Origin of the sequence: Pedobacter glucosidilyticus, assembly GCF_002483235.1 — a bacterium.
In the GTDB taxonomy this organism is placed as follows: Bacteria; Bacteroidota; Bacteroidia; order Sphingobacteriales; family Sphingobacteriaceae; genus Pseudopedobacter; species Pseudopedobacter glucosidilyticum_B.
In genome coordinates this window covers 1-25,416 of sequence record NZ_DLHN01000006.1, presented here as the reverse complement: position 1 = coordinate 25,416, position 25,416 = coordinate 1, and the positions used below count along the sequence as shown (strand labels likewise).

The 25,416-nt window shown below is 35.6% G+C and carries 17 protein-coding genes and 4 tRNA genes; 11 read left to right on the top strand and 10 right to left on the bottom strand.

Features of this window, described 5'->3' with window-relative positions; all coding sequences use genetic code 11:
- Positions 1 to 16: 16 nt before the first annotated feature.
- The 8 genes from B2745_RS00825 to B2745_RS00790 form a co-directional block, all read right to left on the bottom strand.
- Entirely contained in the window at positions 17 to 3,445 is a 3,429-nt protein-coding gene (locus B2745_RS00825; protein ID WP_304062376.1) for a polysaccharide lyase family 8 super-sandwich domain-containing protein, read from the bottom strand.
- A 264-nt stretch (positions 3,446 to 3,709) separates the two neighbouring features.
- A complete protein-coding gene (locus B2745_RS00820) occupies positions 3,710 to 5,299 on the bottom strand; it encodes a sodium:solute symporter family transporter (RefSeq protein ID WP_304062374.1) in 1,590 nt (529 codons plus the stop codon).
- Positions 5,300 to 5,387: 88 nt separating this feature from the next.
- Positions 5,388 to 6,452 carry a Gfo/Idh/MocA family protein gene (locus B2745_RS00815; protein ID WP_304062371.1) on the bottom strand — a complete coding sequence of 355 codons (1,065 nt, stop codon included), beginning with the start codon at positions 6,450 to 6,452 and terminating at the stop codon, positions 5,388 to 5,390.
- 80 nt (positions 6,453 to 6,532) lie between these two features.
- On the bottom strand, positions 6,533 to 7,228 hold the full coding sequence (locus tag B2745_RS00810; protein WP_304062368.1) for an L-rhamnose mutarotase: 696 nt from the start codon (positions 7,226 to 7,228) through the stop codon (positions 6,533 to 6,535).
- The gene (locus B2745_RS00805) at positions 7,212 to 9,146 is read right to left on the bottom strand and encodes a right-handed parallel beta-helix repeat-containing protein (protein WP_304062365.1); all 1,935 of its coding nucleotides are present in this window, start codon (positions 9,144 to 9,146) and stop codon (positions 7,212 to 7,214) included. Before B2745_RS00805 ends, B2745_RS00810 begins: the two co-directional genes overlap by 17 nt.
- On the bottom strand, positions 9,143 to 11,548 hold the full coding sequence (locus B2745_RS00800; RefSeq protein WP_304062362.1) for a glycoside hydrolase family 2 TIM barrel-domain containing protein: 2,406 nt from the start codon (positions 11,546 to 11,548) through the stop codon (positions 9,143 to 9,145). Before B2745_RS00800 ends, B2745_RS00805 begins: the two co-directional genes overlap by 4 nt.
- Before the next feature lie 9 nt (positions 11,549 to 11,557).
- Entirely contained in the window at positions 11,558 to 12,661 is a 1,104-nt protein-coding gene (locus B2745_RS00795; protein ID WP_304062359.1) for a glycosylase, read from the bottom strand.
- Positions 12,658 to 15,420 (bottom strand): family 78 glycoside hydrolase catalytic domain, encoded by a 2,763-nt coding sequence (locus tag B2745_RS00790; protein ID WP_304062356.1) that lies wholly within the window; start codon positions 15,418 to 15,420, stop codon positions 12,658 to 12,660. Before B2745_RS00790 ends, B2745_RS00795 begins: the two co-directional genes overlap by 4 nt.
- A gap of 224 nt (positions 15,421 to 15,644) precedes the next feature.
- On the opposite strand from B2745_RS00790, the gene B2745_RS00785 reads away from it, so the two are divergent.
- From B2745_RS00785 to B2745_RS00760, 6 genes are all read left to right on the top strand, one after another.
- Positions 15,645 to 16,178 (top strand): DUF3575 domain-containing protein, encoded by a 534-nt coding sequence (locus B2745_RS00785; RefSeq protein WP_304062353.1) that lies wholly within the window; start codon positions 15,645 to 15,647, stop codon positions 16,176 to 16,178.
- 111 nt (positions 16,179 to 16,289) lie between these two features.
- Positions 16,290 to 17,507, top strand: a complete 1,218-nt coding sequence (locus tag B2745_RS00780) for a PmoA family protein (RefSeq protein ID WP_304062350.1) — start codon at positions 16,290 to 16,292, stop codon at positions 17,505 to 17,507.
- Positions 17,508 to 17,573: 66 nt separating this feature from the next.
- Positions 17,574 to 19,358, top strand: a complete 1,785-nt coding sequence (gene lepA, locus B2745_RS00775) for a translation elongation factor 4 (protein WP_304062348.1) — start codon at positions 17,574 to 17,576, stop codon at positions 19,356 to 19,358.
- 66 nt (positions 19,359 to 19,424) lie between these two features.
- Entirely contained in the window at positions 19,425 to 20,303 is an 879-nt protein-coding gene (locus B2745_RS00770; protein WP_026904974.1) for a bifunctional 5,10-methylenetetrahydrofolate dehydrogenase/5,10-methenyltetrahydrofolate cyclohydrolase, read from the top strand.
- Positions 20,304 to 20,376: 73 nt separating this feature from the next.
- Positions 20,377 to 20,634 (top strand): DUF6364 family protein, encoded by a 258-nt coding sequence (locus B2745_RS00765; protein WP_039452483.1) that lies wholly within the window; start codon positions 20,377 to 20,379, stop codon positions 20,632 to 20,634.
- Positions 20,631 to 21,053: a type II toxin-antitoxin system VapC family toxin gene (locus B2745_RS00760; protein ID WP_026904976.1), complete on the top strand. Its 423-nt coding sequence runs from the start codon at positions 20,631 to 20,633 to the stop codon at positions 21,051 to 21,053. Before B2745_RS00765 ends, B2745_RS00760 begins: the two co-directional genes overlap by 4 nt.
- On the opposite strand, the gene B2745_RS00755 is transcribed toward B2745_RS00760, so the two are convergent.
- Positions 21,050 to 21,646 (bottom strand): DUF502 domain-containing protein, encoded by a 597-nt coding sequence (locus B2745_RS00755; protein ID WP_304062346.1) that lies wholly within the window; start codon positions 21,644 to 21,646, stop codon positions 21,050 to 21,052. The genes B2745_RS00760 and B2745_RS00755 overlap by 4 nt on opposite strands.
- Before the next feature lie 3 nt (positions 21,647 to 21,649).
- Positions 21,650 to 24,106 (bottom strand): bifunctional UDP-N-acetylmuramoyl-tripeptide:D-alanyl-D-alanine ligase/alanine racemase, encoded by a 2,457-nt coding sequence (locus B2745_RS00750; protein WP_304062344.1) that lies wholly within the window; start codon positions 24,104 to 24,106, stop codon positions 21,650 to 21,652.
- 52 nt (positions 24,107 to 24,158) lie between these two features.
- Between B2745_RS00750 and B2745_RS00745 the strand changes: the two genes are divergently transcribed.
- From B2745_RS00745 to B2745_RS00725, 5 genes are all read left to right on the top strand, one after another.
- Complete coding sequence (locus B2745_RS00745; RefSeq protein WP_304062342.1) at positions 24,159 to 24,647, top strand: regulatory protein RecX; 489 nt, start codon at positions 24,159 to 24,161, stop codon at positions 24,645 to 24,647.
- Between the two features lie 95 nt (positions 24,648 to 24,742).
- Positions 24,743 to 24,815 (top strand) — tRNA-Gly (locus B2745_RS00740).
- A 35-nt stretch (positions 24,816 to 24,850) separates the two neighbouring features.
- Positions 24,851 to 24,936, top strand: a tRNA-Leu gene (locus tag B2745_RS00735).
- A gap of 60 nt (positions 24,937 to 24,996) precedes the next feature.
- Positions 24,997 to 25,072 (top strand) — tRNA-Gly (locus B2745_RS00730).
- A 48-nt stretch (positions 25,073 to 25,120) separates the two neighbouring features.
- Positions 25,121 to 25,206, top strand: a tRNA-Leu gene (locus B2745_RS00725).
- Positions 25,207 to 25,416: the final 210 nt, after the last annotated feature.

The following is a 25,416-nucleotide window of genomic DNA, read 5'->3' as shown; positions in this document are numbered from 1 at the left end:
TTTTAATTATTTGGTTTTATTTTTTAATGATTTTTTTTGTAATAACGGTTTGATTTTCTGATGCACTTATCATATACATACCCGCACCAAGGGTAGAAATATCTAGCTGTATGAGCTTTTGTTCCTGTACGCTGTAAGTTTTATCAAATACTTCTCTGCCAAGTGTATCATGGATACGTACTCGTATTTGTTTCCTAAATTCATCAGGGTACTGTAAGAAAATTTCTTTGTCGCTAGGGTTAGGATACAAGATAAGTTCTGATCCTGCTGTTGATAATTTTACACTAATAATTGACTCATAACTAGTAGTACCATCTTGATCTGTTAAAAGGAGTTTATAATACAACTGAGGATAATAGCTAGGGTAATTTTTATCATTAAAAGTATAATCAGTTACAGCATTGGTGTTTTTTGCTGCATCAATAGTGTAGATAGGTTCAAAATCAATACCGTTTACACTTCTAAACAAGGTGTAAAAATTGGTATTACGCTCTGTAATACTTTGCCATTTTAAAGCTATACCTTCTGGTTTAACAGTCCCTTCAAAATTATTCATCTCAACGGGCAGGGTTGTATCTTTAACCAATACTAAACTGGCAGAAAAACCATCCTTTAAAGTAAAACTTGCATTTAAACCATTAGTAATTTGTGCTAAAGCTGCATTATTGGCATTATTTAGCACTCGCCACTTACCTGTTAAGTTTACAGTGATTAAGCTAGCAGATGAAACCCAACCGCTAGTTGCGTTGCTTACGGCATTTAAATCAGGATTAGCAATTTTAACAATTAAAGTATCTCCGGCTTCTCTCAAGGTTAACAAAGCTCCTCCAGATATTCCTTTCAGATAACCTACATTGATATTAGGTTGAGGTAAAAAGCAAGTGTAGGATATGATATTTGCCGGAATATAGCGTACAGCATGTACAGAATCTGTTTGTTTTAATACTTCATAAATTTCTCCGTTTGTTATGCGTTGCGCTAATGCGTTCATATTTTGTGGAGAAATGTTTGGTACCACCGTATAATGGTATTTTGCTGAAGTTGGTCTGGTACCATGTAATAACCAAGCTTTACTTGCATTTGCTGTTGATGTAGTGCTGGTATTATTAGTAGTATGTTGTGGGGTAGACTGCTGCCCTCTAAATACTTGTATATTTCCATTTCCTACCGGGATATAATAACCAGTAGTTTGTGCGTTTACCAACCATACCGGATTAGTTGTTGTAGAAATCTCGCCGCTATACGTAGCACTTGTTGGTGTTGAAGAATTTAAATAAATAGCCGGATTAGAACTGGCATTAACACCCTGAAAAAGAGTTGTGATAACTTGATTTGAGTTATTGGTAGCACTAATATTAGTACCTAAGCAAACCAATAAAGAATCAAAAGTAAATACAGATTTTTTAAATTTTAAGTTATTAGCGGTGTATTTAGAGCCTGCGTCTTCTATAAAATTCATCCCAAATACTCCATAATTACCATCTGCTAAGGCTCCAGCAAAATTATCTGCCTGATATTCTGATGCAGTACCCGCAATTAAAGGTTTTAAATTATCATACGCTAAACGTAAACTGGTTGTGCCTGGCATCATATTCCAATCCCAACCGGCACCATTTGTTATGTAACCAGATGATGCTAAACTACCGTCGTACAATATTTCTAAAGAACCATAGCTTTGGTAACGTCCGTATCTATTAGCCTCGCTATAAATTTCGGCTCCAAACATATAATCAGTAAAACCTCGCATAGCTGCCATCCATCTGCCTTTGCGCATGATACCGGTTTGCCCGTAATTAAACTGATGGAAACCATCTAAATTGATATTGGCAACGCTATACCTATTGGTTTGAAAAATATAATTGTAAAACTTTGCCATTTCTGGCTCGAAACTGCTTCCAAGCAAATCTCCGCCAACAGTAATTAATCTTTCAAAAGCAGTTACATTAACCGGAACGCCAGATGGGAAAGGTCCTCTACCTGATGCTGCATGTGGATAAATTGCTCCTTTAGAGGTTTCTAAAAAAAGACTTTTCATAAAGAAACACATCTTTTCATAAGCTGTCTGACTAATTCTAAAAGGTGTTCCTCTGAGTTCAAAAGCTCTGGTTATCCAGGTAGCATAGGCATAAGCATAGCTAATATGTTGCGAGTTATGATGAAAAAAAGTACCATCTGGTTTTATCCCATCTAGTGCACCTTGACTTATCTCTACCGCATATTCTAAAAAAGCAGAAAATTCTCTTAAATCTCGGGCTATTTCATCATGATTAGCTCCTAGTAAAGCTAATTCTATCAAAAAATTAGACTTTACGTGTATGAAGTCTGTATTTTGTCCTGGCGTTGGGTTTACTGCATAAATTTTATTAAACTCATGAGACCATTTCAACATTTTTAACACTTCTGCTTGAAGTGCCGCATCCTGTATATAAGGATATGCTTCTAAAAAACCTATCGGAAAATTACGCGATGCAGTATAATCATTATAAGGCATTACATTTCTGGCTCCTTCTGCCAAACCCTGCTCTAAAACAAGATAAGCCAATAATTTTTGTAACAGATTATAGGCTGTAACATCATTATTTACTGCATGCGCTCTGGCTAAAGCACCACAATGGGTAGAAATAGTTAGTAGCGTAGCTTCATCAAATACGTTTACACCTACACCTTTTAAAGAACCATCAGGATTAGTGGTAATGTCTAAACTATTAACATAATCTTTAGCCGCTTGTAATACTGTTGTATTGGGTGTAGTAAGTGTTCTGTTATAAGTATTTCTGATGGTTTGGATAGCAGAAATTTCTGCTTGTGTAGCACTAGGTATATTTTGCTGCGGTTGGTTTAACCAATTTACTAAACCCGAAGTATATGGCGAAGTAACAACAAAATGTTGCACATCTAATCTTAAATGTGGCCCCGGAATACGTTGTTCTGTATTTCCTACAAAAAGCATTTCATCTAGGTAAAGTGTATTTAGACTAGTAGAAGACGGACGATAAACCACTTCCATCCTGTTTAAGGTAAAAGAAGAAGACTCGTTACCATTGTTATAATCATACCTATAACTTCTATGATACTCTCTCCAACCGGTATAATTTAGTAACATACGGCCTTGTCTTCTTAAAGCACCAGTAGTATCATAAAATCTAAATAATAAAGTATCAGTACTATTTCTAGAGCTGTAAACCAAAAACTGAGCACAGCTTGATGAAAAATTCCCTATTTCAGAGGAAGGAATACTAAGGTTATTTGCAGTTAAAACTGAACCACTTTGAGGTAACCACTTTAAAGATTTAGCACCGCCTTTTACATGCTCATCACTCAACGTAATTTGCCCACTGTTGGTAGACCAATTATTGGGAATACTGGAATTAAAATCAACAAAGCGTTGTTGCGCCCATGAAACTGTTTGTATACCCGTAAGAATAATCAGTAAAAGTCTCCTCATAAAAATTTTATTTATTGGTTTTAATATGCTTGGTTAGCATTAACCGAATTTGGAGAACTTTTACTTCTTAAAAGGGATATTAATTAGTTTGTTAAGGGGTAAATATTAGTTTAAAGTGTTTTTAACGCGTATTTTTATTTATAGGATGTTTTTTTTACAAGAAAGGTAATATTTATAAAAGAGACACTGCCAGTTTAAAAATTAAACATAACATTGATAAATTTTTAAATACCAGAATAAAAAAGCTGATAAAATTATCAGACCTTAATGTCCATTAAATACCGTGTATAGAATAATCATTACAGCTATGAGTAAAGCCCATAGTAACCAAACCGTTTGAGAGGGTTTGGCTAAATTACTACTATCTAAAGTATTGTTGCTATGGGTTATACCTTTTTTATCTGCCAGAGTAATGATAAAAGCTAATGCCGATAGCAATATAAAAATGTAAAAAGAGAGTAAAAGAAAATGTGGCCAAAAATCAAATTTTGCAACCGGATAAACCCATAAATATAGAACACCAATACCTAAGCTGATAACCGTACCCCCTATTAAAGTAAAATTTGCTGCTTTTGTAGTCGTTTTTTTCCATAATACACCAAATAAAAACACTACTGACATAGGTGGAGCTATAAAACCTAAAATAGACTGAAATACATCAAACAAGTTTAAGCCTTTAATACTATCTATAGCTAAAGTTAAAAAGATAGCTATGATAGCACCCATTACATTTACCAACCTGCCTGTTTTAACAATTTGCTTTTGTGTAGCGTTTGGATAATATTTCTTGACATAGATATCCATCGTGTAAACGGTACTTAAAGAATTTAGTGCCGATCCAATAGTACTCACCAATGCAGCTATCAATACCACAATAATTAATCCGGTTAAACCTGGAGGAAATAAACGGGTTACCATAGTCATATAGGCTTCATCGGGATTTTTCAAATCAGGATATAATACATAACATAATATACCTGGAATGATGAATAGCGGCACATCTAAAATTTTTAACCAACCGATGAGATTTACTCCTCTTTGCCCCTCTTCCAAGTTTTTAGCCCCTAAAACAGACTGTACCATAGATTGATCTGTACACCAAAACCATACTCCCATAATGGGATAACCCAAAACGATAGCCAACCAAGGATAATTTTTATCATCAGCTGGTAATAATAAGTTCCAGTAAGAAGCAGGTGTTTGCTCATAAACAGCCATCACACCTCCAGCTTTATTAAAACCTATTATCACCAATAATAAAGAAACAGCTATCAGTAACAACATTTGGAAAACATTGGTATAGGCAATGGCTTTTAAGCCCCCGGCAATAGAGAAAAATGCAGCTAATATCACCATGGTGATAACGGACGCCCACATAGGAAAACCTAGCAGTTGTCTAATAAGTATACCACCTGCAAATAGTGTTAAAGCCAACCATGAAATAAGAATTGTGATGAGTGTATACCAAGCTAGGATATTTCTGGTTGAGTTTCCAAAACGTTTTCCCATATATTCTGGTAGAGTTAAAACTTGCGCTTTCAGATAACGTGGTGCAAATACCATTGCTAATAAAAATATGAATACAAAAGCATACCATGCAAAATTACCTGCTACCAAACCGGTGGTATAACCTATACTGGCCGATGCAATAAGCATAGAAGGGCCCACATTTGTTCCCCACATGTTTAAACCTATACTGTACCATTTTAAAGAGTTTCCGGCAAGAAATAGGTTCTCTCCTTCCGGCTTCTTTTTGATAAAACTTACCCAATAGCCTAAAGCCAATAAACTAAGTAGATAAACAATGATAACAGTGTAATCCAGAAAATTAAGGTATTGATGGATATCTTTCATGATTTTTATAAGCGTCATCCCGAAGTCCCTCTTGATGAGAGAGTTGGTTGATTATTTTAGTTTATAATTTGGTTCTTCTATTATTTAATTATAATCCGTAATTGTTAAGAATATCTTTAATTTTTACCGGCATACCTGTTTTTAAAGATTTATCCATGGCTTGTAATAACGCTACGGTTCCTATACCTTCTTGCATATCTGGATAAGCAGTAAAATTTTGCTCTATGCTATCTGCGAAATATTCTAAATAGTTTTGATACTCGCCAGCGTGGTGACTTTGCCCTTCAAAACGGAAATAATATTTTAAAGTGCTATCACCCCAAACGATGATTTTTTCTTCTCCAGTTTTATCGGTAATGGCATAGCGTAATTCGTGGTAATCTGCCTGACTAGCGCCTTCTGTACCTCTTAAAATGGTGCTCATGCCGCTATCTCTTTGGGCTGGTTGCGTTGGCCCTGTATAAGCGCCACTTACACGAGCAATTCGGCCATCAGTAGCTTTAAAGATAAAGTGCATGGTATCTTCATTTTTTAAGCCTCCTTCTTTTCCATTTTCACTCAACATGCCGTAGCCCATTACTTCTTCTATATGGGGTAAATACCAGCGTACAAAATCTACTGGGTGACTTAAACCTCCGTATAACCATTTAAAAGATGATTCTAATGCCCAAGGTTTTTCTAAAAACCACCTATGGTCTGCATGGTATTGCGCTTCTATGGTGATTAAATTGCCTATTAAACCAGCTTCATAATCTTTCCTTTGTCTTTTAGCTGGCTCGAAAAAGCGAGAGCTTTGACCTACAAAAACTTTCTTTCCGCTTTGTTTACTCAATTCTAAAAGCTCTTTAGCATCGGCCAAATCATCAATAAATGGTTTGGTGCAGATCACATGTTTACCATGCTTTAACGCCATTTTAATATGTTGGGCATGTAATTTATCTGGTGTATAAATCGCTATGGCATCTATCTCCGCATCATCTAACATTTGCTGATAGCTAGTGGTATACTGATGAAAATCAAACTCCTTGGCTCTCTGCTTGCAAGCCTCCTCGCTTAAATCGCACATCATCTTTAACTCAATTTTTGAGCTATTTAAGGCGGCCGCAATGGTACTTCTACCTTCTCCTAAACCTAATATTCCTAATTTTAACATGGTGTAGTTGGTTGGTTAGTTAGTTAGTTAGTTGATTAGTTGGTTAGTTGGTTAGACAAGCAATTTTTAATTTTAACTTATTACTTTTCACCATTAAAAAACACCCAAGTTTTCCCTTCAGCCGTTCCGGTTATTCCTTCTTGGTATTTGCTCATGAGCTTGTTCCACTCGTTTACTCTGGGGTTATTTTCTGTGGTTTTGGGATTTAGCTCGTCTAAGCTTTTACCTTTAGGGATACTAATCACCAACATTAATTGTCGCCCGTTTTTAAACAAAAGCAGCTGTTGGAAACTGGCATCACAAAAGCCTTTTGAAACTTCTGGCCATTCTTGAAACTGTGTGGCATGATATTGTAAATATTCTTTTTGCAAAGCCGTATCAGCAACTAAATTGGCAGTTAAGATGCTATGCTCCCACTCAGAAGCATGAACAGTATCGGCACAATAAGAACGGTTAAACTCGTAAAACAAATCATCATAGTGTTTAAGTTCTGCTTCGGGGAATTTCATTTTCAAGCTATCGCTTAAAGCGGCATGAATATCTTTGCCAAATACAATGAAATGTGTTTTCCATCTAAAAAGCTGCTCATCTTGTTTTAATAAAGCTTTAAGCTGATTGATGGTTGCCTCACTCGTATCCTGATAAACCATTTCTATGATAGATGGCTTTTGCTCATCAGCTTTTTGCTTTGGCGATTGGCAGGAACAAACCAGAACCATCATCCAAAAGGGAAAAACAGCACTTATAGACTTTTTAAAACTACTTTTTATCATCATGATGAATATTAATTTCCCAGCGTTTATCAGCTTTAACTTGCTCTTTTAATAGGTGCTGATAGGCTTTTTGTAAACCAGCTGCTTGTGTAATTTCTATTTTTACCATAGGGCCATTATTTGTCCATTGGTTGTTAGGTCCGTTTGCGTTTTGCAAGAATTTTTCTGCCGGACACCAATTGTCTTTCACCGTAAAATAGCTTGTGCCTTCATCGGTATACAGATAAAACCAATGCTCTAGCAAGTGGGCATAAGGCGCTTTGTAGATACTATCAATTACATTTTCTGTGATGCTAGAACCTGGCTGGGCAGATAGCGTATACACCCCAGCAACATCATATAGATGCTTAGCATAATGGTGTATTTTATTAGCATGAATGCGATTATTGCTCATGGCATTGATGGTTTTTGTCCAGCCCCAACCTACCGAGATTCCTGTATAAGAAACTTCGTTAATTTCGTTATTAGCGATGTTTATTCCTTTTACAAAACCAGCCCCAATACCTACAGCGCCCCAATCTTCGTGGGTTACATTGGTAATCAGGTTATTGGTGATTTGTAAATTTCTGGTAAGTTCTCGCTCATCTTGAGGTTGATAAGGCAAATGAGCCTCCATAGCATCATCAGAGAAAACACCCGCTAAAATACCCGATCCACCTATATCTTTAAATAAATTTCCATTGATGGTATCTTGTAAATTTCCCCTCTTGTAATCTAAACCTGTAGAAGAAAGGTATTGAAAACGGCAGTTTTGAAAGCTGGTAGCATAGGTATATCCTGCTTCTACAGCAGCTTTTGGGCGGCCTACCCAAGCCTGATTTTCTAAGCCTGCTTTATCTGGCGTTCCCGGAGTTTTTAGTTTATAAGCATCTAACAGAAATAATCCAGCTTGTAGCGGCACATGCCCTTGTTGCGATGGACGTAGCCAATTGCTGTATTGAAAAGCAATTCCATCAAACTTTACATGGCTTACCGGATGCTCTGTCGTACCTTGTATTTTTACTAAATTTTCTAGAACCGGTGCTACAACTTCGGTTTTATTAAGTTGTTGATTTGCTTTAGGCCAGTAGTAAATTTTCCTGTTGGCTTTATCTAAAAACCACTCGCCAGGCTCATCTAAGAAAGCCAAAACATTGCTGAGGTAATAAGCAGAATTTCCTGTTTCTTTAGAAATCCAAGGTGCTGGCCAAGGGTGTTCTGATTGTATTTTACTTTCTGGCTGATAGAAAAACAACTCTGCCTGATTGCCTTTGGTTTTTATTTCTTTAATTCTTAATACCGCAATGGCCCACCATTGGTGGATAAACATTTCCATTCCGGGAGTATATTTTAAACCTGATTTTGGAATTTCTATGGTACAACTTTCTGTAGCTTTATTCCAAGCTAAAATTCTATCCATTTTAACTCCCGGTGTGCTTTTTGCTCTAATGGCTTTCTCTCCTCCTACCCATAACTGCCTAAAATCTATGGCATTATCAGCAATGGTAGGTACATCAGCAACATAAATATTCCCTTGTGCTACTGCTGGTAATCCTGCTATTTTACTAGTTACTTTTTTCCAGTTTTGGATATTGATACCACCACTTAAAATAGCCTGCTCTTTACCAAAAGACTTGATAATGGTTGGCGATTGTAGCGTTCCAGAATCTTCTGGGCGAATAAAAACAGGCTGCGCTAACGGATAAACGCCTCCTTCTAAATAAATCGTGATACCGTCTTTAATAGCCGGATTTTTCAATCGCCTGAGTTCTCTTGCTTGTCTTAAAGCAGCATCTAAACTCGCTAAAGGCTGTTCTTTAGTTCCTTTATTTTGGTTATTTCCTTTCGGAGATACAAAAATCTCGGTAGCCCAAAGGATTTGATGATGTAAGCTTAATACCGCAAGAAATGCTATGAATTTCATTTTAATCATCTTTTTCATTTGGTTTTGATGTTGATACTTACCGGTTTAAAACCATCCGCCTGAGCAGTTAAAGTTATTTTACCTGCTTTATCACCAGCTTTTACTATCGCTAAAGCTTTACCCTTCCAAAGTTTACGGTTAGGATGAATTAGGGAGCTTAAATCGGCCTGATAGCCATTATCAGTACCTGCAATTTTACCCTCTCCGACAATGCTGAATTTAATGAGATGATCTGCCTGAGGGATGATGGTACCTTTTTCGTCGACCAAAGTGGCAGTAACAAAAGCTAAATCGTTTACATCAGCTTTAAGCTTATTTCTATCTACCTTTAAAACCAATTGATGTGGAGCGCCAGCCGTACGGATTTCTTTCTCTAAAACAACCTTCCCATTTTGATAAGAAATGGCCTTTAACACACCTGCTTCAAAAGGGACTTTCCATGAAGCATGTAAATCATCAGCAGTTTTGCTTTTTCTACCTAAAGATTTACCGTTCAGGAATAGCTCAACCTCATCGGCTAGATTGTAATAGGCCCAAACATCTACTACTTTCCCTTCTTCCCAATTCCAATGCGGTAAAAGATGCAAAACAGGCTTATTTGTCCACTCGCTTTGGTACATGTAATACACATCCTTAGGAAAACCTGCTAAATCTATAATGCCGTAATAAGAGCTTCTTGCCGGGAAATCATAAGGAACGGGTTCGCCTAAATAATCAAAACCTGTCCACACAAAAATGCCCGATATAAAATTTCGGTCTTTAACGGCTTTCCATGCTTTTTCATGACTGGTACCCCAATAAGCGGCAACATTATCATAAGCGGTTACGGTATAATCTGCATTTCCATTTACTACAAATTTGTCTTTAGAACTTGCTGGCCATAAACGCAAAGTATCGGCTAAATCATACACACCACGGGTTTGTAGGGCCGATGTGGTTTCTGCCGCAATTAAAGGAACGTTTTTGAAACGTTGAGGCAAACTATCATAATCGAAATACTTATAATTGAAGCCTAAAACATCTAAAGCACCACTTTGCCAAATGAAATTTTTTGATGGCTCTGTTTCTGTTAAAGCAGTAGTTACGGGTCTGGTATCATCATATTGCTTTACAATTTTGCTCAGCTTAGCCGCTATTTTAGTCCCGGTACTATCAAATTGCTCTCTAATTTCGTTACCAATACTCCACATAAAAACCGATGGATGGTTACGGTCTCTTTTCACTAAATCGGCTAAATCGCGTTCATGCCATTCTTCAAAATCTCGGTGATAATCAAACTTATTCTTACGCTTCTTCCACATATCAAAAGCTTCATCCATTACTAAAAAGCCCATTTTATCGCATAAATCTAAAAACTCAGGAGCTGGTGGGTTATGTGCTGTTCTGATGGCATTTGCACCCATGGCTTTCAGCATTTCCAACTGCCTTTCCATAGCCCTAACATTTACGGCAGCGCCAATAGCACCTAAATCATGATGTAAGCAAACCCCTAAAATTTTGGTAGGTACATCATTCAGATAAAAACCGTTTTTAACATCAAACCTAAAACTTCTAATACCTGTAGTGGTCTTTAGCTCATCAACCAAAGTTTGGTTTTGGTAGACTTTGGTCATAACTTGATATAAATGAGGAGTTTGTGGCGACCATAAAGCAGGATTTTTTATACTTAAATTTTGTGTAACGATTCCACTTAATTGCTTAACAGGTACTGTTTGCGTACTATGAGCTACCAATTTACCTTTTGCATTTAAAACTTTAACCTCTATTTCTAATGGAGTTGTTAAAGCATCGGTATTTTCTAGCTGAAGCTGATGTTTGATGATGGCTTCCTCTTTAGAAACCTTTGGTGTGGTTACAAAAACACCATGTTCTGCAATAGCTATAGGATTGGTGATGAGCATTTTTACATTTCTGTAAATACCCGAACCACTATACCAACGAGAGTTTGGCTGCTCGCTATTATTAACCTTTACGGTGATGATATTTTCCTGATTTTCGGGCTTTAAATATGATGTAATATCGTACTGGAAAGAAATATATCCATTTGGTCTTTTACCTAAGAAAGCACCATTTACCCATACTTCGCTATTTTGATAAATACCATCAAATTGGATATAAACCTGCTTATTTTTTATGTTTCCGGGTGTTTTAAAAGTTTTACGATACCAACCTATGCCACCCGGTAAAGCACCACCTTGATTAGTTGCCGGGTGTTCTTTAGCAAAATCCGCCTCGATACTCCAATCATGAGGTAGGTTTAAGCTTCGCCACGCATCATCATTAAACGTTGCGTTTTTAGCTTCTGGAAAATCGCCTAAAGAAAATTTCCAATCTTGGTTAAAATTGATGTAACTACGAGGCTGCGCAAAAACTTGTAAGTATAAACTCAGAATAAAAATAAGGCTACAGAGTTTCTTCATGATGCTAGATTAATCGGCTTTAAAATTGATGTTACTTTTCCCTAAATCTTTGGATGTGGCCACAGCTATACCCCTATCGCCAGCTTTGTTAACGGCACAATAAAAATGATAAACAATGCCTTTATACTTTAAAACCCAAGATTTATGGGCATATAATTCATCGTAAGGTTCTGATGATTGTATGAGGTTCTCGCCTTCCCAATCTGTCCAGTTCACTAAATCTTTAGATGCTGCAAAACGGTTAAAAGCTCCGTTTCTATCCTTCCAAAAAGCCCCGAAATAGAACATTACGTAGGTATTTCCTATTTTTTGGATGACACCATCTCCTGTAATTCCTACCGGATGATGAACTACAGGATTTTTCTGAAAACGCTTCCAATGGAGCATGTCATCAGAAACCGCCATACCAATACGTTCGTACCAACGGGTTTTCTTATTGTTAGCTAAAGAATCGCCAACAGCGTTATAATACATCACAAAACGATGTCCGGTTAAACGCTTTTTATCTTCAATAACCGAGCTTTTGAATAGTTTATTACGGTTTTCCCACCAACGCACATCGCTATCAGAAGAGCTTAAAACTGGTTTTGCTAACCTGTTCCATTCATGCGCCTCTATTGGTTTCTTAGAAGTGTAAGCCATCCCGATAGATAATGGCTCTGGCTCGTAGCCTTTGCTATTTCCACCGAAATAAGACATCCAATATTTACCATCAAAACGGTTTAATTTGTATTTACCAGCCCATTTGGTATCAACCAAAGCATTATATCCTGCTTTCTGGTGTGCATCCCAACTGTTATCATCACTAAAAGAAAGCTGCTTACCTAGACTTTTCCATTGCAATAAATTATCGCTGCTTGCCAACCAAGTTTCGTAACCTGTACCATCAAAAACTAAATAAGTCATATACCACTTGCCCGCTTTACGGTAAATGGTTGGGCAATCCATTTTCTTTTCTTTAGAAGAAGTGGTTAATACTAAACCATATTTGAAAGGTGTTTTTACCTCCTCATAAATGGCTTGCATTTCTTCCTTTGAAACACCTTTATCTTGCGCTAGAAGGGCATCAATACCAAATATTAGAACTAAAATATATAGACTTATCTTTCTCATTCGATTGTAAATTGGTAGTTTCCTGAACCTACTTTTAACACCACATGATCACCCTCAACTCCTTGATTTATCATCTCTGGAAGCGTGGAAATAGCTTTTCCACCCTCATCAATTTTATTGTTTTTACCTTTTGGCAAATAAATAAGCGCTGTTGTATTTACCGGAATTTCTACTTGTAATTGAAAGTTTTGAGGATTCTTTTTCCATGATGATTTGATACGGCCATAAGGAGATTCATAACTCGCTTCCGCGGATGTAACATTGCCAACAACAACAGGATGAATTTTTATTTGCTGAAAAGCTACCGAGCTATTGCTTTGTTGTATACCCGCCAAACCACTGTAAAACCACTCCATTAAATGCCCCAACATAAAATGGTTGTTAGAAACATCAGGCAAGGCTTGCCAACTTTCTGTTAAAGCTGTGGCACCTTTAGCCAATTGATAGCCATAACCTGGCACATCAGAACGGCTATTCATGTTAAAAATCACATCCGATCGTCCGGCTTCTTCTAACACTCTTAAAACGTAGCGGTAACCAATATCTCCGGCTGTTAAAGCATAATTTCTATTTTGGATATCCTGGATTAAGTTTTGTAAAACTGCTGCTTTATCAGGCTCTTCCACCAAATTCATATACAAAGCCATGGCATTTGCTGCCTGACTGCCTGTAGCATATTGCTTTGTTTCTTTATTAAAAAAGGTCTTGTTAAAAGCTGCTTTAACTTCTTTTGCCAATTCTTGATAATACTTAGCATCATCGGGTTTACCCAATAAAATGGCTATTTGCTGTAAAATGCTTAAATCGTAATAATAAATAGCGGTACCTGTTACACCCTTTGGAGTTTGTTGTGATAAACCTGGTCGGTTTGGCCCGATATCATACCAATCTCCCAAACCTTGTTTTAGAATATGTCCATCGGCTTTGCTTTGTAAATAATGGATGTAGCGCTGCATGGTTGGATAAGCCTTTTCCATAGCTTGCGTATCGCCATACCATTTATACAGATACCAAGGCAAAATAATGCCTGTACTACCCCATTCTGGCGAATCTCTAAACATATCGCCACCCCAAGTAAACTGCACATATTCTGGTGCTATTTCTGGTATTAAACCATTGGGCAATTGTGCCGAAATGATATCATCCACTACTTTAGAAGCTAAAGTTGCTACATCATATTTATACATGACTGAGGATATCATGAGGTGCGATTGCTCTAACCAGCCTAGTTTTTCTCGGTGAGGACAATCGGTAAAAACGCTCATCATATTACTTTTGATAGCCCAATCTATTAAAGTATGGGTTTGATTAAACAATGTATTTGATGAGCTAAAGCTTCCTGCTTGAGATGCCGAATTTCTTACATGTAAACCTTTTAAAGCTATAATTTGAGGTAAAGAAGTAGTTGTTGCTTGAGGTGCAGCACCTTTAACTTGCAAATACCTAAAACCATAATAAGTGAAGCGAGGCTGCCACTCTTCTACACCATCGCCTTTTAAAACATACTCGAAATAAAAAGGACTGCCTGTTGGTTTTTGATTGACTTTAGAGTCTTTTAACAATTCTGAAGGGTAAATTCTAATCGTATCACCTCTCTTACCTTGAACTTTTATACTGATGATACCTGAAGCATTCTGACCTAAATCATACACCCATTCTTTATCATTTAATTGGTGAAGAAGTTTAGCATCAAAATTCTCAAAAACACGTAAAGGCTCTGCTAATTGGGGTTTTACCTTTTTTGGGCCATCTACAAGTAAAGCATTTTTCCAGCTTTTATTTACTTTAAACTGCGGACTGTCCCACCCTTTTTGTTCTAATCGGGCATCGTAATCTTCTCCGCCGTAAATGCTAGAAAAAGTAATTGGACTAGCGCTGGTTTGCCATTTCTCATCGCTAATGATATTTTCTTCTGTACCGTCTTGATATTTTAGCACCAAACGGCACATCATTTTAGGAAATCCGAAAGCTGTTTTTAACTTTCTAAATCTGCCTCTAACTGGTGGCACATAATAAAAACCATTGCCAAGCATCACACCTAAGGTATTTTTACCATTTTTTAGTGCTTTACTTACATCAAAAGCTACATAAAGTGCTTCATCTTGATATTTTACCCAACCTGCATCTAAAAAATGATCTCCTTGTTTTTCCCCATTAATACGAGCTTCAAAATGACCTAAACCGCTGATGTAAAGCTTTGCTGAAGCTAACGGCTTCTTCACCTTAAAATCTCTCCTGAACAAGGGTAAAACATTGCTACCAACATGTTTATCCTTCTTATTATCAAGAGGTAAAACATCTATTAAAGAATCTGCTAGACGTTCATAAGCAATCCATTTAGCACCTTTCCAATCTTGAGTTTGATGTAAACCTGTGTAAAAACTTGAAGCTTTGCTCCAAGCTATATTTCCATGATTATCTTTTATCTGAACTTTCCAATAATAGCTTTTTACAGTCTCTAAAGGCTTACCAAGGTATTTGATTTGAATGGATGATGAACTTAACTGTTCGCCAGAATCCCAAATATTAGCTTTGTTAGCTTCTAAAAGTTTTAAATCATCGGCAACAAAAATATGATAGGATGTTTGAATAGTATTTCTTTGTTGCGCTAATAATTTCCAGCTAAAAAAAAGATGCTTAGGATTTATACCTTCTGGTTGTTTAGCATCATTTACTTTAAGTCCATAAATTTGTAATAAAGGTTGTGCACCTATCTCTAAACTTATGAATACGAAGATAAGGCTTAGTAATTTACCCATACTACAGAACTTGGTTTATATCTTAAGTGCTTATGAAAAACAAGCTTTAGGTTTGTACAAAAATAAAATCGAAAAGACACACTTATTTGTATCAAGTTCTCCAGCTTTTGTAGGATATTAGCCTGTATAATTGTTTATAAGAAAAAACTACATAGCCTTTAATTGATTTCTTTTGTAACGTTTCAGGATGTTACTTCGTCTTAAGAGGAATCAATAATTATACAATGAAAAAAACTTTACTATTTGCACTGGTATTTACCGGAATGCTAACATCTAAACTTTCTGCACAGGAAGTAAACAACACTGTTAAAATTAATCCTTTAAGTGCTCTTTTCAGGATTGGATCTGTATTTTATGAGCGCAAAATGAGTGATAATTTATCGCTTCAATTGGGTGTTGCTTATACAGGCTTAAAATTAGATGAAACCAAATTTTCCGGCTTTTCTACTACGCCCGAACTTAGGTATTATCCTAAAGCAAATGCTTTAAATGGCTTATATTTTGGTCCTTTTTTACGCTATCAAAACTATACAGTTAAAGATGATGTAAATGAAGGCTCTTACACTTCGTTTGGCGGAGGAGCAGTTTTGGGTCGTCAGTGGGTTTACAAAAGCGGTTTTACTTTAGATTTATTCTTTGGACCTAGTTACAATGCTGGTAAAATTAAAGCAGATGATGGTAGCGGAGAACCCGAAGTTAATGGTGCAATAGATGGTTTTGGTTTAAGAGCTGGTATTGCAATAGGATTTGGTTTTTAAGTAAACCAGACATAAGAAATGGATATTTAAGCTGACCTTAATCAGACTTATCTATCCATTTTCTTTTTTTACAAGAATTTCTACTTAATTTGATGATTAACAAAAATCATCATGAAAATTAAAAATAAGCTATTTGGATTTTTAGGATTTATCTTTTTTACATCAGCTATATTTGCTCAAGAATCACAAATAAAAATTGAAGCAGGCGCCTATTCAAGAAAGCAGAGTATCATAAATATTTCTTTACCATCTTCTTATAAACAAAAATATTACCAGCTTAAAAACATTAAAACAGGTAAAAAAACCATCATTCAACAAAACGAAGACAGCAATTATACTTTTATCTTGTCTGATGATTTGCAAGCGCAAACCACAGCTCTGTTTAATATAAGCCCGATTAAAAAGGAGCAAAAGCTAAAAAAATCTGTTTCTATTTTGAAAGGTATCGAGAAAGTAGAAGTTAAAATAGCCAATAAAAAACTTTTTGATTACCACATACAAACAGCTTATCCGCCAGAAGGCTTTCCTGATTATTATGCCAGAAGTGGCTTTATTCATCCATTATATAGCCCCAATGGAAGTATTTTAACTGATGATTTCCCTAAAGGACACATGCATCAGCATGGTATCATGATGGCCTTAACCCATACCACTTTTAAAGGTGAAAAACATGATTTTTGGAATCAACACAGCAAATTGGCTAATGTAAAACATAGTGAAGTTTTGAGTATTGAGGAAGGTCATGTATTTAGTACTTTTAAAGTAAAACATCAACATTATAGTCTAAAACATGGTGCCGTTTTAGACGAAATATGGACAATAACGGTATATCCTTTTCAAAATTATTTCTTGTTTGATATCACTTCAAAACTGCAAAATATTACCACAGATACTTTATTTGTAAACAAATACCATTATGGAGGGATGGCTTACCGGGCATCTAAACACTGGAATATAGATGACAGCTTACATTACCAAAACAAATGGCAAATTAAAACCAATAATGGCGATGGTGTTGCTACAGCAAATGCTAAGGCGGCTAAATATGTATCGGCGTTTGGATTATTGAATGGAAAAACTGCTGGTTTAACGGTGTTTGGCTTTCCACAGAATTTAGCCTACCCTCAACCTATTAGACTACATCCTACAATGCCTTATTTTAGCTTCTCTCCTATGGTAAATGCTGCTTTTACCATAAAACCCGGAGAGATATTTACCTCAAAATACAGGTATTTAAGTCATGATGATTTGCCGCAGGAAAAATATATAGAAAGCTTAAATATAGATATCGAGTTACCCATAGTTGTAAAGTTTACAGCTCAAGAATAGTTAATTGATTATTAAACATAATTGTATAATTTATTTGAAGCTAAAAATCTATCTTTGCTCTCCAATATGAAGCATATACGTAATTTTTGCATTATTGCACATATAGATCATGGCAAGAGTACTCTGGCCGATAGACTATTAGAATATACTAAAACCATTACACAGCGTGAAGCGCAAGCCCAATTGCTAGATGATATGGATTTAGAAAGAGAACGTGGAATAACCATTAAAAGTCATGCTATACAAATGAACTATTTGTATGGTGGTCAAGAATACATCTTAAACCTGATTGATACTCCGGGTCACGTGGATTTTTCCTATGAGGTTTCCCGTTCTATTGCTGCTTGCGAAGGCGCTTTGTTAATTGTTGATGCCTCACAAGGTATTCAAGCACAAACCATTTCTAACCTTTATTTAGCTTTAGAGCAAGACTTACATATCATCCCTATCTTAAACAAGATGGATTTGCCTGGTGCTATGCCAGAAGAAGTAAAAGACCAGATTGTTGATTTAATAGGTTGTGATAGAGATGAGATTATTCCTGCATCTGGTAAAACCGGATTAGGTATTGAAGCTATTTTAGAAGCAGTTATTAATCGTGTTCCTGCTCCTGTTGGCGATCCTCAAGCACCACTTCAAGCGCTTATTTTCGATTCTGTTTTTAACTCTTTCCGTGGTATTATAGCTTATTTTAAAGTTGTTAACGGAGAAATTAGAAAAAATGACAGGGTAAAATTTGTGGCTACAGGCAAAGAATATATTGCTGATGAAGTAGGTATACTGAAATTAACCCCACAAGCTAAAGATGTCGTTAAAACTGGTGATGTAGGTTATATCATTTCTGGAATTAAAGAAGCAAGAGAAGTTAAAGTTGGTGATACCATTGTTTTAAAAGATAAACCTGTTGAAGGTATACAAGGTTTTGAGGAAGTAAAACCAATGGTTTTTGCTGGTATTTACCCTGTTGATACGGATGAGTTTGAAGAGCTTAGAGAAGCTATGCACAAGTTGCAACTTAATGATGCTTCTTTGGTTTTCGAGCCAGAATCTTCTGCAGCTTTAGGTTTTGGTTTCCGTTGTGGATTTTTAGGAATGCTACACATGGAAATTATCCAAGAACGTTTAGAGCGAGAGTTTGATATGACGGTTATTACAACTGTACCTAACGTTTCTTACATAGCACACTCTACTAAAGGAGACCCAATTGTTGTTAACAACCCTTCAGAATTACCAGACCCTTCAAAACTTGATTTTGTTGAAGAACCTTACATCAAAGCTAATATCATCACAAAAGCAGAATTTGTTGGCCCGGTTATGTCTCTTTGTATCCAAAAAAGAGGTGTTATTGTTAACCAGCACTATTTAACTTCCGACCGTGTTGAGCTGATTTTTGAAATGCCTATGGGAGAAATTGTATTTGATTTTTATGATAGATTAAAAACAATTTCTAAAGGTTACGCTTCTTTTGATTATCATCAGATTGGCTACAAACAATCGGACTTAGTGAAGTTAGATATTATGCTTAACGGAGAACATGTTGATGCTTTATCTTCTTTAATCCATAGAAGTAATTCTTATGATTTTGGTAAAAAAATATGCGAAAAATTAAGAGAACTTATCCCAAGACAACAGTTTGAAATTGCTATACAAGCATCTATAGGTGCTAAAATTATAGCTCGTGAGAACGTTAGAGCATTAAGGAAAGACGTTACCGCAAAATGTTATGGTGGTGATATTTCTCGTAAACGTAAATTATTAGAAAAGCAGAAGAAAGGTAAAAAACGTATGCGCCAGGTTGGAAACGTAGAAATCCCACAATCGGCGTTTATGGCGGTTTTAAAACTAGATTAGTACATAGATTTGCGTATTGAGTATTGCGATGAACTCAATACCCAATACTCAATACCCAATACTAAAATGATATTATTAGACGGAAAATTAGTTTCTGAAGAACTTAAAAAACAAATAGCTGTAGAAGCAGCAGAACTTTTAGAAAAAACTGGTCGTAAACCGCATTTAGTAGCTGTTTTAGTTGGTAATGATGGAGGAAGTGAAACTTATGTAGCCAGCAAAATGCGTAACTGCGAAAAAGTTGGGTTTAAATCATCTTTAATCAGATATGATAATACAGTAACAGAAGCCGAGTTACTCAATAAAATACAGGAATTAAATCAAGACAAAGAAGTAGACGGTTTTATCGTTCAACTTCCTTTGCCAAAACACATTAACCCAGATGTGATTACGGAAGCTATTGATTACCGTAAAGATGTGGATGGCTTTCATCCGATTAACCTAGGCAGAATGCAGCGTAATTTACCTTGCTTTTTACCTGCAACACCATACGGTATTATGCTGATGTTGGAATATTACGGTATAGAAACCGCTGGAAAACATTGTGTTGTTGTTGGCAGAAGTAATATCGTAGGCAGCCCCATGAGTATCTTGATGGCTAGAAACGCTAAACCTGGAAATTGTACGGTTACCTTAACTCATAGCAGAACGCAAAATCTTAAAGATTTTACTTTAAAAGCTGATATTCTGATTGCTGCAATAGGTAAGAAGAATTTTATTACTGCCGATATGGTTAAAGAAGGTGCTGTAATTATTGATGTAGGCATGAACAGAGAAAGCTCTGAAACCACTAAATCGGGATATAAATTATTTGGCGATGTTGATTTTGATGGAGTTGCGCCAAAGAGCTCTTATATTACACCTGTACCTGGTGGTGTAGGCTTAATGACAATCGTGAGCTTACTAAAAAATACTTTAGCGGCAGCTAAAAGAGAGATTTATTAAATTTTACGTATAAGATATTTTTATTTCACGTATAAAGTATTACTTTTGTGGGAGTTTATTATTCTACTAAGTTATGGATACAAAAATAACACTCTCTTTTGATGAAGAAATCATCAAAAAAGCTAAAGCTTATGCTGCTGAAAACAACATCAGTTTATCAAGGCTAATAGAATTTTTACTTACAAAAATTACCACTAAAGAATACAAATCATTAGAGGATTATCCCATTGCAGATTGGGTTTCTGCCGTTGCAGAAGGTGAGGCTATCTATCAAACAAAAAAAGCTTCCAGAAAAAAACTTAAAGATGATTTTTTTGCATCAAGAAAATGAATATATTTCTTGATGCTAATATTCTAGTTTCTGTATTGAATAAAGAATATCCTTTATTTACCTATTCTTCTCGGATTCTAAGTTTGGCTAATCTGCCTAGATACAAACTTTACACATCTCCAGTTTGCTTAGCAATAGCATTTTACTTTGCTGAGAAAAAATCTAAATCTGCTTTAGCCAAACAAAAGATAGCTACTTTATGCGAGTATATTTTAATTGCAGATAATACTTCAGAAGCAGTACAGAAAGCACTTATCAACAAAGCATCACATGATTTTGAAGACGGCTTAGAATATTATGCAGCTTTAGAAAAAAAATGCTCATGCATCATTACAGAAAATAAAGAAGATTTCTATTTTTCTGAGATAGAAGTTTTATCTTCTAAAGAGTTTTTTGATCAATATATGCTCAAAAATTAATCATGTAAAGCGCTTACCCCACCAGAAACTATAAATTTCATTGCTTGTGAAGACGATATAGGTAATGGCTTAACTTTTTCTGCTTTTACAATAACCAATTCGCCGGCAAAAGAATAAGACCACGGAAAATAAACAGCTACTTCATCGGTTAAACCTAAAACCTTTAAATCCTTTTGTGTTAAAAAGCCAATTCTTTTTGTGCCGTCTGCAACTTCTACCAAAACAGGTTCATTTAATTTTTTTTCATCACCAACTATTGCTTCTGTAATATCTTTTACAGATGAGTATAAGAATTTAAAAACAGGTATTTTGTTAAGCCATTTCCCAAACCAATTATAAATAGGTTCTGTAATGAGATAAGTAGCTATAATTCCAAAAAATAGAATAATGATGATGACAGATAGTATACCCAGACCTGGTATGTAAAGTGGCTTACCTGTATTAGGGTCGGTTATAAAGCTATCACTAAAATTTAAAATAGAATCTAAAGAGGTAAAAGCCCAGAATAAGATTAAAATTGCAGCCCCCATAGGTAAAATCAGCAATAAACCTTTAATAAAATATCTCAGCAAAGCATTAATTAATCTTTTCATAACTTATTCGTAATAATAAACACGTTTAACCCTTTGTGATATATTGGTAAGCACTTCATAAGGAATGGTATGTAACTGTTCTGCCATTTTGTAGAGCTGTGGCTGCGAGTCAAAAATAATAACCTCATCTCCTTCTTTTACGTCTTTATCTGTAATATCAAGCATACACATATCCATACAAATATTTCCTATGGTAAATACTTCTTGGTTATTGATAAACATACTACCTAAACCTTTACCCAAAGCCCTCGGGTAACCATCGGCATAGCCAATTTTAACCGTGGCTATTTTACCGTCTTGCTGCATCACGCCCACTCTACCATAACCAATAGTATCGCCTTTTTTTAATTCCTTTATTTGTGATACGGTAGTTTTTAAGGTTGCTACCTGATGTAAACTTACATCGTCTTTAGATAAATTATCAATACCATATAAACCAATTCCCAAACGTACCATATCAAATTGTGCTTTCGGCCATCTTCTTATGGCTGACGTGTTACAAATATGTTTGATAAAGGTATAACCAATTTCTGCTTCCAGGTTTTTACAAAAACTATCAAATTTATGAATTTGAGACTTTGTATAATCATCATGCTGTGGTGCTTCGCTGGCTGCTAGATGAGAAAAAACAGTTTTAATTTTTACAGTATCGTTGTCTAATAAAAATGATTTAATAGCAGATAAATCTTTCTCCTCAAAACCTAAACGATGCATACCTGTGTCTAGCTTCAGATGGATTGGGTATTGTGTTTTATTGAGCGTTTTAAGATATTGATGTAAGGATGATAAAGCCGTAAAACTAAAAATCTCTGGTTCCAGATTATATTTCACTATGGCTTCAAAAGAAGAAACTTCTGGGCTCATCACCATAATTGGTAACGTTATTCCGGCTTGTCTAAGCGCTATACCCTCATCAGCGTAAGCAACCGCTAAATAATCTACTTTATTATATTGAAGTAAATTGGCTATTTCATAACTCCCGCTACCATAAGCAAAAGCTTTAACCATAGCCATTAGTTTTACACCTGGCTGCAGTTTAGATTTATAGTAATTTAAGTTCTGCTCCAGAGCGTTGAGGTTTATTTCTAAAATAGTTTCATGAACCTTTTGGGTTAAAATCTTAGAAATCTTCTCAAACTCAAACTGCCTTGCTCCCTTTAATAAAATGGTTTCATTGTTAAAACTATCCAGATTATAATGTTCAATAAAGGTATCGGTATCTAAAAAAAATTGACTACTTGTATTAAAAAGTGTTTTAAAACTTGTTAATTGAGGGCCAATAGCAATCAATTTATCTATATGTTTAGCTTTTAAAAGCTTAGCAACTTTACTGTAAAGCACCTCACTCTTTAAACCCGATTGTTGAATATCAGATAAAATAAGCGTTTTTACAGGATGCTGATTTTGCTGGTTAAGAAAATCTAAAGCTATCTCTAAGGAAGAAACATCTGAGTTGTAACTGTCATCAATAATAGAAGTTTGGTTAATACCGCTTTTAAGCTCTAGCCTCATCTTAACTTGATGCAGCCTCGCTAATCTTATAGAAATTACAGGTATTGATACTTTTAAAGCCAATAAAGTTGCCAAACAAGTAATAGCGTTCTCTATAGATGCTTTGTCTGTAAATGGAATTTGAATGTCAAAATCTTCTTGCTGATAAGTACAATTTAAGCATGTATGTTGATCAATGATAGTTTGATTTTTGATCCTTAAATCAGCATGTTCACTAAAACTCCATGTAAAGACATTTACCTGAGAAGCTTTAAAAGAAACATATTCTTGATTACAAATAAGCAATTTTACTTCTTTAAAAAGCTCAAATTTTTCTTTTATTTTTTCGGTCCTGTTTTTAAAGCCTTCATCATGCGGACTTCCAATATTGGTTAGTATACCAATATCAGGCTTGATGATGTTTTGAAGTTTAGCCATTTCATGAGGTAATGATAAGCCTGCTTCAAAAACAGCAAAATCATACTGTTTATCCATTTGCCAAACAGCCAATGGTACGCCTATTTGCGAGTTATAACTTTTAGGACTTCTAACCACATGATAATCTGGGGCTAATAGCTGAAAAAGCCACTCCTTAACAATGGTTTTTCCGTTACTCCCGGTAATACCTATTACAGGGTAATTAAATTTGCTTCTATGATGAGCTGCTAATTGTTGTAACGCATGTAAGGTATCGTTTACATAAATAAAATTTGCTTCAGGAAAATCGTTAATATTAAAATCTTTCTGATAATAAATAAAGGCTTTTACACCAGCTTGATATAAAGTTGGGATGAATTGATGAGCATCTTTACTTCCTTTTAAAACGAAAAAAACAGAAGAAGAGGCATCTGTAACCTTTCTGCTATCTGTTAAAATATGATGAATAATTTGATGAGGTTGATCTAAATGGTTATCACCTTCTCCTATCAAACTAGCTATTTCCTGAATTGAATATATTTCTGAATTCATTTGCAGCAAATTTGGCGATTATATGTGAATAACACTAATTTTATGCTTCATCATGGAAAAAGAAAAACCATCCAAATTCATTGATAAAAAAACAGCTTTACAAAAGGCAGAAGCATATTGTGCTTATCAGGAAAGAAGTCAATACGAAGTGAGAACAAAACTTTTAAATCTGGGCTTAAAGTTTCAAGAACTAGAAGAAGTAATTACTGCTTTGATAGAAAATAATTTTTTGAATGAAGCTCGTTTTGCTCAAGCTTATTCACAAGGAAAGCTAAGAATGAAAGGCTGGGGAAGAAATAAAATTAAACAGGGCTTGGTAGCTAAAGGTGTTTCTGTGCCGATTATCAAATCTGCCTTACAAAAAATAAATAAAGAAGAGTATGCAGATAAGCTTGAGGATGTTCTTGTGAAAAAACATAAAGAATATCAATTTAAAGATGATTATAACACCAAAAATAAGCTGATAAAATATGCTTTAAGCAGAGGCTTCGAGTATGATTTAATTTTTTTTGTACTGAATAAGAATGGCTTAAAGCAATAATTGAAAATTTTTGCAAAGAGGACTTGCAAACTCTTTTTTTCTGCCTATATTTGCACTCCGTTCAAACGGAAAACGTTCTTTAATAAATAAATCATGCGAAAGTAGCTCAGTTGGTAGAGCACAACCTTGCCAAGGTTGGGGTCGCGAGTTCGAATCTCGTCTTTCGCTCTAAGGGATGAAAACCCTGATTTGTGGAAACACAAGCTGAAGTGGTGGAACTGGTAGACACGCAGGACTTAAAATCCTGTTCGCCCTAAAGCGAGTGCGGGTTCGATTCCCGCCTTCAGTACAAAAAATCAATCAAAAGGCTTTGATTGTTGTTCTTTAGCAAGTAAGGAATATAATTTATGCGAAAGTAGCTCAGTTGGTAGAGCACAACCTTGCCAAGGTTGGGGTCGCGAGTTCGAATCTCGTCTTTCGCTCCATAAAACCTTCCCTACCAGGAAGGTTTTTATTTTACAGCTTTTAAAGCTGCTGAAGTGGTGGAACTGGTAGACACGCAGGACTTAAAATCCTGTTCGCCCTAAAGCGAGTGCGGGTTCGATTCCCGCCTTCAGTACAAAAGCCCGGTATGAAAATATCGGGCTTTTTTGTTCTTCTACTTATTTGAACAACAAAAGCAGCCTTTACAGCTGCTTATATAATCCGGATCAAGCGTAAAAGTTGGGGAGAGACGTTAAGCATATATTTTAGCTAGTCTAAAAAGGAAGAACTTCACATTTCTTACGCCTCTGAACTGCGATCGGAAAGCTTTTATCTTGGCATTGAA